The organism is Paenibacillus sp. sgz302190 (genome assembly GCF_059820445.1).
Genome location: NZ_JBZYAO010000012.1, coordinates 99726 through 116602, shown reverse-complemented (window position 1 = coordinate 116602; position 16877 = coordinate 99726). Strand labels below are relative to the sequence as shown.

The following is a 16877-nucleotide window of genomic DNA, read 5'->3' as shown; positions in this document are numbered from 1 at the left end:
CATCGACACTTTCTAGGTCGCTCGTCGGACAGACTCACAGCCGAAAAACCTGCGAAAGTATGGGTTGCCCAGAAACCTCGGCGTAAGAGGGTGATAGCCACAATCTGCCTGGCTGCGCCAAGAAAACCTGCAAAAATACATGAATTTGCGTCCTTGATCGCTGGTTAAGAACAATTCCTGCAAAAGTGCAGGCTTTTCAGCGGGGGCATGGGCTCAGGTTCACTTTCAGCGAAAATTCCTGCACTTTTGCAGGCTTTTCGCCCAAATAAGCCAATTTCGCAGAAAAAACCTGCACTTTCGCAGGTTTTCTCCCTGCCAAGCCGCCTCCTGTCCGGTTGTGCAGTTCCGCGAACTATGCTGGGAGAGGTGCGCGCCCAGAAAAAGCAGTTGTCCCCAAAATTAGGGCCCAACTGGTTCTACTAACCCTAATAAAGTGTCGAGACTTTCTCGGGCAGCCTGGAAAAGTGCAGGTTGTAGCAGTTTTTTCCAAATTAATGGTAATTGTTTATTTGGAAATCGTCAAGTTTTTGTTGGCGGCTTGCCCCGACGTATGGGTCCGCCGCTTTCCTGCCCAAGGCCTCTAATCCGCCAAGGATTGCAAGGCAATCAGCGCCGCCCCGTATGCCGCGCTGCGGGCGGGTTTGACAACCGTTATCCGCGGGTAAGCCGCGCGGACAAGCTCTGTAAGCTTCTCATATATATAATCAATATGAGTGAATATGCTGCCGTTGGCGACCATCGTAACGTCGCGATCCTCAAAATGAAGTGCCCGAACAAGTGTACCCACCATCAAGTAAAGCTCGTCTACCGCATCGTCCAAAATCGCCGTGGCTCTAAGGTCTCCCGCAAGGTGGGCTGCCAAGACGACTTTGGCTAAAGCGGCAATTTGCGGCTTTTCCGCCGTTTTGTACACATACTGCAGAAATTGCTCCGGACGGTCGATGCCGATCTCCTTCATAATCATCGGGAGCAGGAGGGTCGGAGCTTCGCGGCCGTCATGGCTGCGGACGGCTGCTTTAACGGCATTAATGCCGATGTAATAGCCGCTGCCCTCATCTCCGAGCAAGTGCCCCCACCCGCCGGTGCGGGTGCGATGGCCGGCCAGATCGCAGGCGAATCCTAACGAGCCCGTCCCGGATACGAGCACGATCCCTTCTTGCTTGCCGCTCCCGGCTACAAGAACGGTTTCGGCATCATGGGTAATCGTGAGCTGGCCCATTACGCCCAATTTGCGGAATATATCGCTGAGCACCTGCTTTTCATCAGGCCGATCAACGCCGGCGCTGCCCAGACATAATGCGGCGCAATCGGCGATATTTCTCCCCGAAGCCTCCGCCGTACGGGCAAGCAGCTCGGTCAGCTCCCGCTCAACCGCCTGCACGCTCGTAGCATACATATTGGTCGGTCCGCCTTGCAGCTCAAACAGCGGATTTCCCGCCAAATCCATCATGTGCAGGAGGCTTTTGGTCCCGCCGCCGTCAATCCCAATGACGTATTTCATTCGTCCATCGACCTACTTTCCAAGCTCCGCACGCGCACGGGCTATCGCTTGAGTGACAAACCCATTCGTCTCATCCAGATAACGGGATGCCTCCGGTTTGCTTACGCCTGCTTCGATCATCACGATTGCCGTCTTCACATGATTGTCCGCTTCGAGCAGTTTGCCCGCCGCTTCCTCGGCAGTCGCGCCCGTTGCCTGCATCAAAATATTACGCGCTCTCTCTTGCAGCTTCTGGTTGCTGACATGCAGATCGATCATCAGATTCTGGTAAACTTTTCCTCTTTTGATCATGGCCGTCGTTGTCAGCATATTCAGGATCATTTTCTGAGCCGTTGCCGCCTTCAGCCTCGTAGATCCCGTCAGCACCTCGGGGCCGACCTCGACTTCGATGGGCAAATCGGCGTATTCGCTCAGGTGGGAGTTCGGATTGCAGGTGATCGTTGCCGTGACCGCTCCGACTTCCTTGGCGTAAAGCAAAGCGCCTTTGACATAAGGCGTTCTGCCGCTGGCCGCCAGCCCGACAAGAACATCTTTCGCCGTCAAATTCTTATTTTGCAAATCGCTGGCTCCTTGCTGCTCGTCATCCTCGGCGCCTTCCACCGCGGTGATGAACGCACGCTCTCCACCGGCAATCAGCGCTTCGACAGTATGATAATCTACGCCAAAAGTAGGCGGGCATTCGGCGGCGTCCAGCACACCCAATCTTCCGCTCGTCCCGGCCCCGACATAGATCAATCTGCCGCCTTGCTCCAATGCCTTCACAATTTCAGTGATGACAAGTTCTATTTTAGGCAATACTTGCCGAACCGCCCCGGCCACCTTGCCGTCTTCGTCATTCATGATTTCAACAATTTCTTTGATGCTGAGTTCGCTCAAATCAAGCGTTCGTTCGTTGCGTTGTTCGGTCACAAGATGCTGTAAGGTATCCATCCCATATTCCTCCTGTTGTCTTTCCGGTCTTTCTCTTTATTTATTTAACTGCGCCCGCCGTCATTCCATCCATGAACTGCCTGGAGGCAACAATGAACATGACGATCATGGGCAGCGAAGCAAGCGTAAGCCCTGCGAATAATGTGCTCCAATCGGAGGCATATTCGCCGAACAGCGACATCATTCCGACCGGAATCGTCTTCTTGGTCTCGCTTTGGATGAAGATGAGCGGGAAGAAGAAGTCGTTCCAAGCGTTTACGAAGTTAATAATCATGACGGTGCCTAACGCCGGACGCATGAGCGGTGTGATAATAAGCCGCAAAATTTGCATATCGGTGCAGCCGTCGATTCTGGCGGCTTCTTCCAGTTCTTTGGGCAGCGTTCGAAAGAAACCCGAAAGAATCAGGACGCCGAGCGGTATTCCCATAGCCGTATAGATGAATATGAGCGACCAAGCCGTGTTGATCAAGCCGATGCCTTTCATTAGCAGAAACAAAGGCACAATGCCCAGCTTGATGGGAATCATCATGCCAAGCATGAAAATAAACAGCAAAGCTCCGTTCCATTTGAAAGAGGTTCGAGAAATATAATAAGAAGCCAAGGAGCATGAAATCAAAATAATAACGACACTGACTCCGGAAACGAAAATGCTGTTCCATAAAAACTTGCCGAACGGCAGTTGATCAAGCAGCTTTTCATAAGCGGCGAATGACAGTTTTGAAGGCAATGCCAGCGGTTCCTTGAATATCTCGACAGTTGACTTAAAGGATGAAGAAACCATGAGAAATACCGGGTACAGGCTGAGCAAGGCAAACAGATAGCCGATCCCATGCTGTGTGATGCGTATCGATATGCTTGGTTTCATTCCTGGGTCACCTTCCTTGTCAAAGCCATGAAACCTGCTGAAATAACGGCGATAATCGCGAACATGACGACAGCCAGCGCAGAACCGAGACCGATTGCGACCGAGTCGCCGGAGGAACCTCCGAATGCGGTACGGTAAAAGAAGACAGCCAAAGTATCGGTCGAGTAATACGGTTCTCCTGTCGAGCCCTGCATGGCATACACAAGCTCAAAGGCTTCAAACGATTGGATAAAAGTCAGCACCGTAACCATAATAATCGATTGGGCCATTAAGGGAACAATCATAGTCCGAATGAACTTGAACCCTTTGACTCCGTCAAGATGGGACGCTTCCAGAACCTCGGTGGGAATAGCTTGCAGGCCGGCGAGAAAAATAAGCAGAGACAATCCGACGCCAAACCAGCTGTTGACGAGAATGATGGAGATGAGTGCGGTGCTCGGCTCGCCCAGCCAAGACATGGTCCATGCTTCCAGGCCTAACTTTTTCAGCAGAACGTTAATCGTGCCATACGTCGGATTTAAAATTAATTTCCATAAAAAACCGATGACAATTACGGATAACAGCCTGGGCAAAAAATATGCCACTTTGAGAAATCCGGACCCTTTAAGCTTTTTGAACACGAGATAGGCAAGGAGGAACGCAATGCCGTTCATCACGACCATTTGCACGACAAAATAGATGACATTGTGTTCAAGCGCGTTCCAGAACATCGTGTTAAAAGGCTCAAGCGTAAATAAATCTTTGAAGTTCTTGGCTCCGATAAAACCAAGCTTCTTAATGCCTTGCCAATCATACAAGCTATACAAGAAGGCGGCGCAAATTGGATAGATGATGAACAGCAAATAGATGGCGAGGGCTGGAATGGGCAAAAGGTGGATGGACCAACTGTTGCGTTGGAGACGTTTGGGTTTGTCGGCCATGGTAAGTTTACACCTCGCTTACATGAATAGAACGCAAGAGCAGCCCCGAAAAGTTCCAAGCGCGTTAGCGGACGAACGTTTCCACACGGACGTTGAGACTTTGATTTCCGGGGCTGGCCATGAATTGCGGTTTACAAGATGAGATTACGGCTTAAACCAGGTGTCTGCGTTTTTCTGCAGGTCTTCAGCTACTTGCTGCGCGTTCTTTTTGTCAAAATAAAAGGCTTGCAGCGAATTCTCCAGCGTAACTTTGGTTGTCGGATTGCCGCTGTTGAAGTTCGTAACCATCAAATAGGGGGTTGAATTTTTGGCGGCATATTCGGCGAATTGCGCAATGACCGGATCGTTGACCTTAACTCCCGGAATCGGGCTGACCCGTTTCATTTCATTGGCGAACAAGTTGCCGAAAGTACTGCTTGTTGCGAATTTCAGAAATTTTTTGGCTTCCTCTTTGTGCTTGGATGCGGCATTAACCGCATAGGAGCCGTCTACATAGGTCGTTACCGTCGGCGAACCGCCGGCAGTTTTCGGAGGAATCGGGAATACGCCCAGATCCAGATTAGGATTCATGGAGCGGATGACGCTTACATCGAAATCTCCCAGCACATACATAGCTGCTTGCTCGGTTGCGAATAACGTTCTCATATCCTCATAGCTGATGCCGGTAAATTTGTCAGGGAAGTAGGGGGACAGATCCTTCATCATTTGCAAAGATTGCACATATTCCGCATCCGTAAATTTCTTCTGGCCTTTCACGAGCTTGCCGGCGAAGTCGTTGCCTCCGTATCCCGCCGGACCGATTGCGCCCTGCGTCATCGATAAAATCCAGCCGTCTTTCGCCCCGAAACCGAACGGAACGATCTTTTTATCTTTGAGGGTTTTGGAGATTTGCAGCAGTTCATCCCAGGTTTTGGGGATTTCGAGATTGTTGTCTTTGAAAATTTTCTTGTTGTACATGACCGCTACCGTGTTGAGCGCCATAGGCACGCCGTAGATTTTGCCGTCTTTGCCTGTAGCTGCAGCCAGCACGTCGGCCGGGAACGCATTCAAGCCAGGCAGTCCGTTAATCGGCTCGATATAACCGGCGTCGCCGAGTCCGATTCCCGCCGCATAAGGACGCAGATGAATGATGTCGGGGCCTTCGCCCGTTTGCAGAGCAACGCCTAGAGCCGTGTTGTATTCCGTGCTTTTCGTAGGCGAAAATTGAATTTCGATATTCGGATATTGCTTGTTGAATTCCGCAAATACTTTTTCGTACACAGCTTTGTCGTCGGTTCTCCAACTGCCCATAACCAGCTTCACTTTTTGGCCGGAACTTGCCGATGCTTTAGGTGCGGCGGAACTGCCGGGCGACGATTCGCTTGCATTTTTGTTGTCCCCGCACCCCGTCAAGACGGCCGATGTTAAAAGCAGCGTAATCGTAGCTTGCGTGAATAAGCGTTTCATTTATTAGATTCCTCCCTTGGAGTAAAAATGCTTGTTATTCATCTATAAATGAGGAGATTATGGCATCGTGAAGTATAGGTCTAAGCTGCCTAATGGGATTGTCTCTGCCGTAATGAACCGCATTCGTAAGAAACACAACGACGAGCTCCCGTACGGGGTCGATCCACAGACTCGTACCGGTAAAGCCCGTATGGCCGAAGCTGCCGATGGACCAGTTCGGTCCGCAAGCGAGTGTCGAATCGCGGCCGTCCTGTATTTGCCATCCAAGGCCGCGTCCCTCAAACGGGAATTTCGTGCACGCGTCTACATTCGTTCGGGTTAAGAGCGGGAAACGTTCGGGGTAGAGCCAGCACAACGCATACCGTGCCAAGTCTTCGGCTGATGCGAACAAGCCTGCGCTGCCGGACACGCCCCCAAGGCGACAGCAGGTTTCATCGTGAACTTCGCCTATGATGTATTTGCCGCCGTCCCATTCCGTCGGGGCAATCCGATCTTTCCAATTCCCGGGCGGATTGAAGCGGCAATCCGTTAGGCCGAGCGGCGCGAATATTTCATCTTTAGCGAAAACGTCCAAATTTTTGCCGGTGACCAGCGAGACGATCCATCCGAGAATGATCATGCCCACATCGCTGTATTGCACGCGACTGCCCGGTTCGAATTCCAGCGCCTGCGAGAGGATTTTCTGCCGGACATCCCTGTCCGCATACCGTTCCCGATAACCGGGAAGCGAGGCCGGCAATCCGGAGGTGTGCTGCAAGCAGTGTCCGATCGTCACCTCCGCGTGGCGAAATTCCGGTATAAACTGCTGTACCGGGTCGCTCAGAGACAGCTTCGACGATTGGACCAGCAGTATGACAGCAGGCAAAGTGACGACCACTTTCGTCAGAGAAGCGACATCAAACAAGGTCGATAGTGAAGAACTGCCGAACGAGCATTGGACCCTCTTCTTATTCTTGACTCGAATATCCAGCACGGCGCCAGGAATCCGCTTCTCCCGAATCCAACTGTTAATTAATCGGTTCAATGTATCCATTGCGCTTTGAAGGGCTCACGGCTTTTCTTGTTCTTTCCAGCAATTTTACCGTTTCATCGTAATGCAGCTGGGCGATGCCCACATACAAAATATCGATGACATTTAATTGCGTAATGCGTGAAGCCATCGCTCCGCTCCGTATGCTCTTCTCCAATGAACTGGTGAACAATCGGACGTTTGCCAACTCGGAGACGGGATTGCTGCCGAACTTGGTGAGGGAAATAATCGTAGCTCCGTTTTGCTTCGCAATCGAGAGTGAGCCGATAATGTCTTCCGTCTGCCCCGAATATGAAACGCCGAACGCCACATCTCCCTCCTTCAAATTGGCTGCGAGCGTAGCTTGCGAGTTAAAATCAAACGCAGCCTCGCACCATCGGTCGATACGCGTCAGTTTTTGCATGAAATCCTGGGCGATGACGGCGGAAGCGCCTATGCCAAAGACGCATATTTTTCTGGCTGCGCCGATTGCTTCAATAGCTCGTTCTACCTCTTCGGCCGACAGAACCGACAGCGTATCCTGAATAGACTGGGCGTTGTTGTGAGAAATCGAGTTAATTAAAGCCGTCACCGAGCTATTAGGCTGAATTTCCTGATAAGTGTCCGCTTCCTTGGAAGCTTGCGCCGATTGTGCCAAATCCGCGACAATCCGCATTTTCAAATCCTGGAACCCTTTGAAATGAAGCGAGCGTGAAAGTCGAACAATGGTAGCTTCGCTGACACCAGTCAGCTCTGCAAGCTTTTGAACGGATAGATTCACGATTTGTTCCGGATGCTCCAGAATAAAATCGGCTACAATCCGTTCCTGGGGTTTTAACGTGTGGATAACTTCCTTGATACTCACGAGCCCACCATGCATAGCGGATCCCACCTTTAATTAATCAATCGTTTGGTGCTGGATGATCGTTGTTTACCGGTAACAACTCATGGGATAATAATAAATCAATATTTCATAAATATCAATAAAATTATAAAATAAAATTTCATAATCTGCTTTGATGGTGTTATGTATATGTCATTTTAAGTGTTTATAAAGTAATTTTATGTTAGTTTAACTGACGTAAAATCACTATGCTTTACTTTCCTTTCGAAAAAAGGTACAGTAAAACGTATATATGGAATTACCGGAGGAGCCTGCCAACAGCGGGCTCTTTTTGTCTTTTTTTCAAAAATCAACGGGTTTATAAGGGGGAGTATATGGAACAGCAAGCTATTTGGGCAATTGGCATCTTTTTAGCTATTTATGCAATGATTATTTCTGAAAAAATTCACCGTACCGTTCTGGCTATGCTCGGAGCCGTTTTGATGGTCGTTCTGGGCATTGTGGACCAGGAAACGGCGCTGCATCACATTGACTTCAATACGCTGGGGCTGCTTGTCGGGATGATGATTATTGTAGGCGTGACCGCCGAAACCGGACTGTTCAAATATATAGCCGTGAAAGCGGCCAAGTCCGCCAAGGGGAAGCCGGTCAGCATCATGATCGCGCTTGTTGCCATTACGGCAGTCGGCTCGGCGTTTTTGGACAACGTCACGACCGTCCTGCTCATGGTCCCGGTCACGCTCGGCATTACGAGACAGCTTCGCGTAAATCCCGTCCCATTTCTGATCACGCAAATCATTGCGTCGAATGTAGGCGGTACGGCCACTCTAATCGGCGATCCGCCCAATATTATGATCGGCAGCGCGGTCAAAGAGCTGACTTTTATGGCGTTCATCTATAATTTGGCGCCACTGGCGGTCATTATTATGTTGACTTATATCCCTTTGTTCATATGGATGTTCGGCAAGCAAATTCGTACCACGCCCGAGCTGCAGCGGAGCATGATGGACATGGACGAAAATTCCATGATTACCGACCGCAAGCTGCTGATCAAATGCCTCGTCGTGCTCGGACTAACGATGCTGGGTTTCTTCCTTCATCAAGCTTTGCATTTGGAGTCGGCGACCGTAGCGTTAAGCGGCGCGTTCCTGCTGCTGCTTTTGACCGGGGAGACGATGCTGGAAAAAGCGTTCCATAGCGTCGAATGGATGACCCTGTTTTTCTTTGTCGGCTTGTTTGTACTTGTCTCAGGATTGGTGGAGACCGGAGTGATCGCCCAACTGGCGGCAAAGGCCATACAATTTACAGGGGGCGATCCGCTTGCGACCTCTATGCTGATTCTCTGGCTAAGCGCAATTGCTTCCGCATTCCTGGACAACATTCCTTTCGTCGCCACGATGATTCCGATGATTCAAGAGATGGGGAATCTGGGGGTTATCCATCTGGAGCCAATATGGTGGAGCCTTGCCCTGGGCGCATGTCTTGGCGGCAACGGGACATTGATCGGAGCGAGCGCCAACTTGATCGTAGCCGGGATGGCCGGAAAAGAGGGGTATCCGATCACATTTGTAAAATATATGAAGTACGGATTTCCGTTGATGATTCTATCCATACTGCTGTCCAGCGCATATATTTATTTCCGTTATTTTGTTATTTGATGTAAAATACGAGCTCGTTAAACTCTTGTGGTCATTGGCCGGGCATCACCCGGTCTCTTTCTATTCCCAGGCACATCAAGTTTAAAAGGGGGGAGGATTGGGGAGAAAGGATACTAAAAAGCTTAAAAAAACCGCAATTTCCACGGTTTAGAAAAGGATTAAACATGGACAAACCTTCCCAAAAGAAGTATAGTAATGGCATAAACATCGTAAAAAACGAGGAGTTGATGGCCATGGCAGTAGTCGAGAAAAACATGGCATCGCGGACGAAGCAAATAACAGAGAGTAATACAACACGTGTTCCGCTTTCCCAAGCTATTAAAAAAATTGGTGTACGATCAGCTTTTGGTGTAACGGCTGTTGATCTGCATCGTTATGATCGGAAGGGAAAGTAAGGATGAGTTTTGTTGTAACTGCTGAGAGTGTTCTCCGAGAGAATGTTACACAAGCATCCGTTTACTTGGATGCTTGTTTTATTTTGGCCGCTATAAACGTTGAGGATAGGCGACATGATTTAGTGCTGGATGTATTAGACCATATGGCAGACCAAGGGGTATGTTGGATTACCAATATACACGTAGCTTCTGAGGTTGTCAGTAATTTATTTAAAATCAAAATTCTACGCGCTTTACAAGTGTATCATGAAAAGGTTGTTTCTATCCCGGAGAATCGTCGAAAGCCACTAACTGCGGAACAAAAGGATGAAATCATCGATCAAAGTGCGATAGCCTCGATTTACACACAAGCAAAGGCGAAGGATTATTTGACCATAAAAGGTCGCTATGTTAGTGTGAAGCCGTATGAACTTGTGAAATTTTTGAAGCAGCTTCCCCGTCAGAGGGCGTTGCTTGCAAGTTTTTATAAAAGCGCAACGCAAACATTTGAAGAGTTTAAGGGGCTTCTTCGTGAATATGGTTTCCATGTTCAGTATGTTCAATCAGATGAATCTACTGAGCAATTGGCACTTGCGTATTCATATTTATTTCAGGTTGATATGCCCGATGCCATCCATCTTGCGAGTGCCCGTTGGAACCATTGTGATTTATTTCTGACATTGGACGGAGATTTTGAGGTTGGTAACTACAACGAAGAGGACGTTAGTTTGCTGCCTAAGGATTTAATCGGCAGGAGCATAAGGATTTATAAAGTGGCTTAAGTAGACGGGAGAATAAATTTCTCAGCGTCTTTTTTATTTTTGTAATAAAGGATAAAATGTTCAGTTCCTTTCTATCCCGAATCCGCCGCAGTCGATTTGCTAAGGATCTCTTGTTGCCATATGTTGTTGTATAAGCAAGACTCTCCGCCGGTATCCTTTCAAAAGATTCCTGCTTCGAGGCTTACCCAAAGTAAGTTTGGAGGTCGGGTGGCTTTCGCTTGCCCATAATTTGCTGAAGGAAGCAGCAGTAAACGCAAAAAGCAAAGGAGTTAGGCACATGCAAGCCGCTTAACTCCTTTGTTTATTTTAAAAATCATTTTTTTGAGTATCAAACGTATCCTACGCCTCTTTAATTTTTACTTATGGAACAACCTCTTACCCGCGTAACGTTAATCCAAATTTTTCAGCCATGCGGCAAGCGCTTCGCCAACTTCATCGGGTGCGTCTTCTTGGGGATAGTGGCGGCCTGGCACAGTAACTTCGATCTGCGATGGCCATGTACGGCAGAAATCGATGTGGGATTGCGGCAATAAGCCGGGGTCGCATTGAACGAATAGTTTGGGAACAGCGCTTTGCGCCAGCCATTCTCCATACTCGGTGACAATCTCCGTTATATCAGCCGGATCTCCGTCGAACGGAAGTTGGCGTGCCCAGCTGAGCATAGGACGGCGGCTTTCGCCCGGCTCCAGGAACGGTCGACGGTACTGTGCCATCTCTTCATCCGTTAGCTTGCGCAATATGTTGACCGGCAAGTTGAACTCGATGAACGAATTTTGCTCTAACACCATTCGCTCTCCTTCCGGCGTCCGGAGCGTCTGGAAGATTTTGCGTCCAGTCTCCGGAATTTCACTCCAACTGCGCGGCTTAATAATCGCCTCCATGTATGCGATGCCTTTGACCGCGTCGGGATGCCGCTTACTCCAGTCGAAGCCCAGTGCCGATCCCCAATCGTGCACCACGAAAGTCACACGCTCGCTCACGCCAAGCTGATTGAGCAGCTCGTCAAGATAGCGGCGGTGCTCGGCAAAGGTGTATGCGTGAGGCCCGCTGTCCGGAAGCTTTGCGGAATCGCCCATTCCAATGAGATCGGGCGCAATGCAGCGGCCAAACTTACGGGCATAAGGAATAATGTTGCGCCAGAGATAGGAGGATGCCGGATTGCCGTGCAGGAAAACAATCGGGTCACCGCTTCCTTCCTCCACATACGCCATCTCTAACCCGAATACTTGATTTCGCTTTTTCTCATAAGGGAATGCCTCGTTAATCATGTTTCATCTCTCCTCCTACTCGGTCAGATTGCGAAGCACGATGTTCAGCAGACTCAGTAAAAAGTCATACTCCTCATCGGTAATGCCTTTCCGGGTTTTGTTCTTAACGCGGGCCAGTGCTTCCTGCACCTTAGGTACCACCTCACGTCCCGAGTCCGTCAAATAGAGCAGATGATAGCGGTTGTCGGCGGGATCGGCTTCTCTCCGCACGTAACCTTCTGCTTCCAGCTTGGTAATCGCTTTAGCGGTAGTCGTTTTGTCAATGAGCAGTTTCTCGCTTAGCGCCTTCTGAGTGATTGGTTGCTGAAACGCAATCGCCATCAGAAAAATATACTGTCCGCTTCCGATTCGATATGGCGCCAACTCGGCTGAGATGAATATCTGCATGTGCCGATAGATGGCTGAAATGTATTGACCGTGCGATTCCGCTGGACCCTTGTCATTTTGTCTCCAATGCTCGCTCAAATTAGCCTCCTCCTTGTTTGTGAAAATAGGATGTTATTGCAACTAATTTCACTATACGGCAAATAGGATGTTATTGCAACTAATTTTTTGTGAGACTTATCCAGTTAGCCGATAATTATGCTATCGCCTTGTTGGATTGTTGCACAATCTCCCGTTACTTCAACGAACTGGAGCAGGCGCTGCGGCACCTGCTCCAATCTCCTCGCTGTCAGTAACGGCAACGCTTCACGCTAAATCAGCCGCGCTTTTTGCCGACCAAAACGGTCAAATCGATTGTGACCTCCATAATCTCCATTGCACGAACTCTTTGCAGGCGCTCTGCCCGCGCTCCCCATGTTAACGGCGTCATGCGCACCAAATGTTCAATAAGGGGCTGGCGCAGATGAGCTTTGTAGTGCAAACGCTTGGTTTCCAGCAGTTCGAAATGCATGCCGAAGCGCTCCTGCGTGTCGCGATTGGAGTACGCCTGTTTGCCGGTTTGATCGTAAAAAAGGGCCCGCAGCTCTTGCAAATAACTGCTCCCGGGTATGACCTTGATCAGCTTCCCGCCACCTTTGAACAATCTTTGAAATTCCGAATAGTTGGAAGGTGAGAGGATGTTAAGAATAAAATCGAATTGCTTATCGGCGAGCGGGCATTTGGCCAGATCGGCTGCGCACCAAATCGAATCGGCGTCGTTTTTGGCGGCCAGGACGATTGCTTCTTTGGAAATATCGAGGCCGACTCCGAGCACGTCTTTCCCGGTCGCACGGGCGATTATCTTTTTGATGCCCGATAAATGAGACCCTTCGCCGCAGCCGGCGTCGAGCACTTTTGTCGTATCGCATTTTGCTCCAAGCGCATGAATGATCTGCTCGGAAATATACGCATCCACCGGCTTCCAAAAGCCGCTGGCGCCAATGGCCCTGCGGGACTCGAAAAGCTGCTTGTCATATTTCGTTGCGACAGGGCGGGGCAGCAAATTGATATACCCGCGTTTGGCCAGATCGAAGCAATGCTTATTCGGACATACGAAACTTTTACCGTCGTTCGCAGCATTCATTGGAGCGAAGCATAGCGGACATCGGAAAATATCGCAAAAAGAGGCGATAAAATGAGCGGTATTCATAAAAAAGCACCCCATTCATTCGGATTCGGTGAATGAAAAAAGGCACAGACAAATAAACCTGACCTTTGAATTTGAAAAAAAGGCCGGTTTTATGATCTGCACCTCACATTACCGCAAACGAATGAATTGGATGATCATAGCTGTGAATCGCTCCTGTTCTGCAAGTCAATCTGGGGGAGTCCCCATCTCATCATATATCATTAGGGGTTTGTAAATAAAGTATTGCAATATATGTCCGTTTTCATATAATAGTAATTATTACTATTAATATTTTTGCGTAGAAAGTGTAGGGGAAAGAGAACGATGAAACGAAGAGTAACTCAATTAATCGTGACGGCCGCCGTAAGTGCGATGGCATTGACCGGCTGCGCCCAGTCTGCGGGAGATTCCGCTGCGGGGGCGGATGAAGCGAAACCGAAAGCGAAAGCCATCACGCTGTCCTGGGCCAAAGATGTCGGCAGCCTGAATCCGCATCTGTATGCGCCGAACGAGCTTTTCGCCCAGGCGATGGTGTATGAGCCGCTTGTGAAATACGGAGCGGATGGCAGCATGCAGCCCGCGCTGGCTGAGAGGTGGGACGTTGCGCCGGACGGCAAAACGTACACGTTTCATTTGCGCCAGGGCGTGAAATTTTCCGATGGCTCGGCATTCGATGCGGCGATTGTGAAGAAAAATTTCGACGCCGTATTGGCTAACGGCAAGCGCCATAGCTGGCTTGAGGCGGTAAACGAAATCCGGCAAACGGAAGCGGTGGATGCGCAAACTTTTAAGGTGGAGCTGAAAAATGCATACTATCCGTTCCTGCAGGAGCTGTCGCTTATTCGTCCGCTTCGCATCCTCGGCAATGCCGGCTTTCCCGATGACGGGAGTACGGCCCAGACGATCAAACAGCCGATAGGAACGGGCCCTTGGGTGCTGACCGACTATAAAAAAGACGAACAAGCGGTATTTACGCGCAATGAACATTACTGGGGCGAGAAGCCGAAGTTGGAAAAGGTGACGACCAAAATCATTCCCGACCCGCAGGCCAGGGCGATGGCGTTGGAGAATAAAGACATCGATTTGATTTTCGGCAGCGGTCAGTTGACCCCGAATGCGTTCAAATCGCTGAAGGATACGGGCAAATACCAGACGTACGTCTCCGAGCCGCTGTCCACGCGATCGCTGGCGATCAACTCGAACAGAGGTCCGACGCGGGAATTGGGCGTGCGCCAGGCTCTTGAATACGCGCTGGACAAAAAGACCGTGATCGAGCATGTGCTCAATGGCATCGAGAAGCAGGCTGACACGCTGTTTGCGCCGACTTTGCCTTACAGCAACGTGAACTTGAAGCCGTACGAGTACAATTTGGAAAAAGCAAAATCGCTTTTGACTGAAGCGGGTTGGGTAGAGGTGGCCGGCAAGCCGTTTCGCGAAAAAGACGGGAAAGTGCTGGAGCTCGATCTGGCCTATGACAGCAACGACCAGGTTCAAAAAACGATTTTTGAGTACATGCAGGGAGAATGGCGCAAAATCGGGATCAAAGGCAGCATGATAGGCGAAGAGAAGCAAGCTTTTACGAACCGGCAAAAAGAAGGCGCATTTAATCTCGCTTTCAACGAAACGTGGGGCATTCCTTACGATCCGCATACGGTCGTGGCCTCGATGCGCGAGTCGGGTCATGCCGACTATCAGGCGCAGGCGGGCTTGCCGATGAAAAAAGAAATCGACGATAAAATTACGCAAGTGATCACGAGCACCGACGAGAAAACGAGGCAGGAACTGTATACATACATTTTGACGACATTGCATGAGCAGGCGGTGTACCTGCCGATCTCCTACACGGTCAATGTGGCTGTTGCGAACAATCATGTGAGCGGTGTTTCATTTTACCCGATGCAGTTTGAAATTCCTTTCGATGCGTTCGACATCAAATAGGTGCGGTCATGGTATCCTTTGTGGCCGGAAGAATCGGCAGTATGCTGGTTGTCGTCTTGGGAATAACGATCGTAGCTTTTTTGTTAATCCGGCTTATCCCGGTTGATCCGGCGGAAGCTTACCTGAATTTGTCCAAAGTGCCCGTTACGCAAGCTGCGCTTGAGGCGGCACGCAAGGAGCTCGGACTCGACCGCTCTTTGCTCGAACAGTACGTTCAGTGGATGCGCGATGCGGCGCGTCTGGATTTCGGCGTTTCTTTTATATCGAAAAAGCCTGTATTGGCCGAGCTGGGAGCGCGCTTCGCAGTGACGGCTCAGCTTGGGGCCGTATCCTTCGTTTTGATGCTGCTGATCAGCGTGCCGGCAGGCATTTGGTCAGCGGTGCGCAAAAATGGCTGGTTCGATCGGATAACCCGGCTCGGTGTATTTGCAGTCGCCTCGATGCCGAGTTTTTGGCTGGCGTTTGTTTTGGTGTATTGGCTCGGATTGAAGTGGGGCTTATTTCCGCTCATGGGACGGGGGACGGCGGCGCATATGGTGCTGCCGTCTCTCGCGCTGGCGCTCACCTACAGCACGTATTACATCCGGCTCATTCGCACCGGCATGCTGGAGCATATGGAACAGCCGCACGTCCGGTATGCGCGGTCGCGCGGGGTACGGGAACCGCTCGTCATCGTCCGCCATGTGCTGAAGAGCGCCCTGCTGCCCGTCGTAACATCGCTCGGGATTACGCTGGGCCATCTGCTCGGGGGCACCGTCATCGTTGAAAACGTATTTGCCATCCCGGGCATCGGCCGATACTTGATCGAGTCGATGATGAACCGGGATTATGCGGTTGTGCAATGTTTTGTGCTGCTGATCGGCGTCTTTTTCGTCGTCGTCAATTTGCTGGCCGAGATCGTCTGCGCCATCATCGATCCGCGCATTCGCGCGAAAGGAGCGTGACGGCATGGGCGAACGCTTTAACCTCAAGCTTCGCCGTCCGGCGGCGCTGATGATCAGCGGGATTTGCCTGCTGGCGCTCGTGATGATGGCCGTGCTCGGTCCGTACTTGATGCCGCACGATCCGTATGAGGTCGATATCGTCCGCAAATTGCAGCCGCCTTCCTGGGAGTACCCGCTGGGTACGGACCATCTGGGCCGCTGCGTTTGGTCGCGGATCATCGCCGGCGCGCGCGTATCGCTCGCTGCGGCTTTTGTCGTTACGGCGATCACCCTTGCGCTGAGCCTGATTGTAGGAATCGCTGCGGGCTACAGAGGAGGCTGGTTGGACAGGCTTTTGATGCGCATTTGCGATTTGTTTCTTGCTTTTCCGAGCTTGATTTTCGCACTGGCTATTGTCGGTTTGCTGGGCGGCGGCGTGGTGAATCTGGTCGTTGCGCTGGTCGTCGTCAATTGGGTCGGCTACGCGAGGATGATCCGGATGTCGGTCGTCAGTTTAAAAGAGCGGAATTATGTGTTGTCGGCGAAAATCACGGGAGCTTCCGGCTTCGGAATTGTGCTTCGGCATATTGTGCCGTTCGTGCTGCCGCAAATGATGGCGGTTCAATTTTTGCAGATGGGTGCGGTCATTTTGCAAATTTCGGAATTGTCGTTTCTCGGTTTGGGCGTGCAAGCGCCGATGGCCGAATGGGGGATGATGATCAACGACAGCAAATCTTTGATGGGCAGCCATCCGCTGCTGATGATCGCGCCCGGGATGATGATCTTCGCCACCGTGGTGGCGTTCAGTTGGTTCGGCGACGCGCTGCGCGATACGCTTGATCCGAAATCCGTCTAAACGATAGGAGT

16 protein-coding genes are annotated in these 16877 nt (G+C 50.5%); 6 read left to right on the top strand and 10 right to left on the bottom strand.

Annotated elements, in window-relative coordinates:
- Positions 1-580: 580 nt before the first annotated feature.
- The 7 genes from AC6RNO_RS15555 to AC6RNO_RS15525 form a co-directional block, all read right to left on the bottom strand.
- Positions 581-1501, bottom strand: a complete 921-nt coding sequence (locus tag AC6RNO_RS15555; protein ID WP_497105973.1) for a BadF/BadG/BcrA/BcrD ATPase family protein — start codon at positions 1499-1501, stop codon at positions 581-583.
- Positions 1502-1513: 12 nt separating this feature from the next.
- A complete protein-coding gene (gene murQ / locus AC6RNO_RS15550; protein WP_474684788.1) occupies positions 1514-2431 on the bottom strand; it encodes an N-acetylmuramic acid 6-phosphate etherase in 918 nt (305 codons plus the stop codon).
- A 40-nt stretch (positions 2432-2471) separates the two neighbouring features.
- The gene (locus AC6RNO_RS15545; protein ID WP_497105972.1) at positions 2472-3296 is read right to left on the bottom strand and encodes an ABC transporter permease subunit; all 825 of its coding nucleotides are present in this window, start codon (positions 3294-3296) and stop codon (positions 2472-2474) included.
- Complete coding sequence (locus tag AC6RNO_RS15540; RefSeq protein ID WP_474684786.1) at positions 3293-4216, bottom strand: carbohydrate ABC transporter permease; 924 nt, start codon at positions 4214-4216, stop codon at positions 3293-3295. The genes AC6RNO_RS15545 and AC6RNO_RS15540 overlap by 4 nt, the downstream gene beginning before the upstream one ends.
- A 144-nt stretch (positions 4217-4360) precedes the next feature.
- Positions 4361-5662, bottom strand: coding sequence for an extracellular solute-binding protein (locus AC6RNO_RS15535; RefSeq protein ID WP_497105971.1), 1302 nt, complete (start codon positions 5660-5662; stop codon positions 4361-4363).
- Positions 5663-5696: 34 nt separating this feature from the next.
- On the bottom strand, positions 5697-6695 hold the full coding sequence (locus tag AC6RNO_RS15530) for a serine hydrolase (RefSeq protein ID WP_497105970.1): 999 nt from the start codon (positions 6693-6695) through the stop codon (positions 5697-5699).
- Complete coding sequence (locus AC6RNO_RS15525; RefSeq protein WP_474684783.1) at positions 6670-7551, bottom strand: MurR/RpiR family transcriptional regulator; 882 nt, start codon at positions 7549-7551, stop codon at positions 6670-6672. The genes AC6RNO_RS15530 and AC6RNO_RS15525 overlap by 26 nt, the downstream gene beginning before the upstream one ends.
- Positions 7552-7889: 338 nt before the next feature.
- On the opposite strand from AC6RNO_RS15525, the gene AC6RNO_RS15520 reads away from it, so the two are divergent.
- The 3 genes from AC6RNO_RS15520 (at position 7890) to AC6RNO_RS15510 (ending at position 10329) form a co-directional block, all read left to right on the top strand.
- Positions 7890-9173 (top strand): sodium:proton antiporter, encoded by a 1284-nt coding sequence (locus AC6RNO_RS15520; RefSeq protein ID WP_497105969.1) that lies wholly within the window; start codon positions 7890-7892, stop codon positions 9171-9173.
- A gap of 164 nt (positions 9174-9337) precedes the next feature.
- Positions 9338-9568, top strand: a complete 231-nt coding sequence (locus AC6RNO_RS15515; RefSeq protein ID WP_474684781.1) for a hypothetical protein — start codon at positions 9338-9340, stop codon at positions 9566-9568.
- 2 nt (positions 9569-9570) lie between these two features.
- Positions 9571-10329: a type II toxin-antitoxin system VapC family toxin gene (locus tag AC6RNO_RS15510; RefSeq protein ID WP_474684780.1), complete on the top strand. Its 759-nt coding sequence runs from the start codon at positions 9571-9573 to the stop codon at positions 10327-10329.
- 389 nt (positions 10330-10718) lie between these two features.
- Here the strand turns inward: AC6RNO_RS15510 and AC6RNO_RS15505 are convergent, their stop codons facing one another.
- The 3 genes from AC6RNO_RS15505 to AC6RNO_RS15495 all read right to left on the bottom strand — a co-directional run bounded on the left by AC6RNO_RS15505 (position 10719) and on the right by AC6RNO_RS15495 (position 13170).
- Entirely contained in the window at positions 10719-11597 is an 879-nt protein-coding gene (locus AC6RNO_RS15505) for a haloalkane dehalogenase (protein ID WP_497105968.1), read from the bottom strand.
- A gap of 15 nt (positions 11598-11612) precedes the next feature.
- A complete protein-coding gene (locus AC6RNO_RS15500; RefSeq protein ID WP_474684778.1) occupies positions 11613-12062 on the bottom strand; it encodes a MarR family winged helix-turn-helix transcriptional regulator in 450 nt (149 codons plus the stop codon).
- A gap of 235 nt (positions 12063-12297) precedes the next feature.
- Positions 12298-13170 (bottom strand): putative RNA methyltransferase, encoded by an 873-nt coding sequence (locus tag AC6RNO_RS15495; RefSeq protein ID WP_497105967.1) that lies wholly within the window; start codon positions 13168-13170, stop codon positions 12298-12300.
- A gap of 303 nt (positions 13171-13473) precedes the next feature.
- Here AC6RNO_RS15495 and nikA point away from each other — a divergent pair, with 303 nt between their 5' ends.
- From nikA to AC6RNO_RS15480, 3 genes are read left to right on the top strand one after another with little or no spacing between them, the layout of a single operon-like run.
- Positions 13474-15087, top strand: a complete 1614-nt coding sequence (gene nikA, locus AC6RNO_RS15490) for a nickel ABC transporter substrate-binding protein (RefSeq protein ID WP_497105966.1) — start codon at positions 13474-13476, stop codon at positions 15085-15087.
- Between the two features lie 8 nt (positions 15088-15095).
- Complete coding sequence (nikB, locus tag AC6RNO_RS15485) at positions 15096-16031, top strand: nickel ABC transporter permease (RefSeq protein WP_497105965.1); 936 nt, start codon at positions 15096-15098, stop codon at positions 16029-16031.
- Positions 16032-16035: 4 nt separating this feature from the next.
- Positions 16036-16866, top strand: coding sequence for an ABC transporter permease (locus AC6RNO_RS15480; protein WP_488436034.1), 831 nt, complete (start codon positions 16036-16038; stop codon positions 16864-16866).
- The last annotated feature ends 11 nt before the right edge of the window (positions 16867-16877 follow it).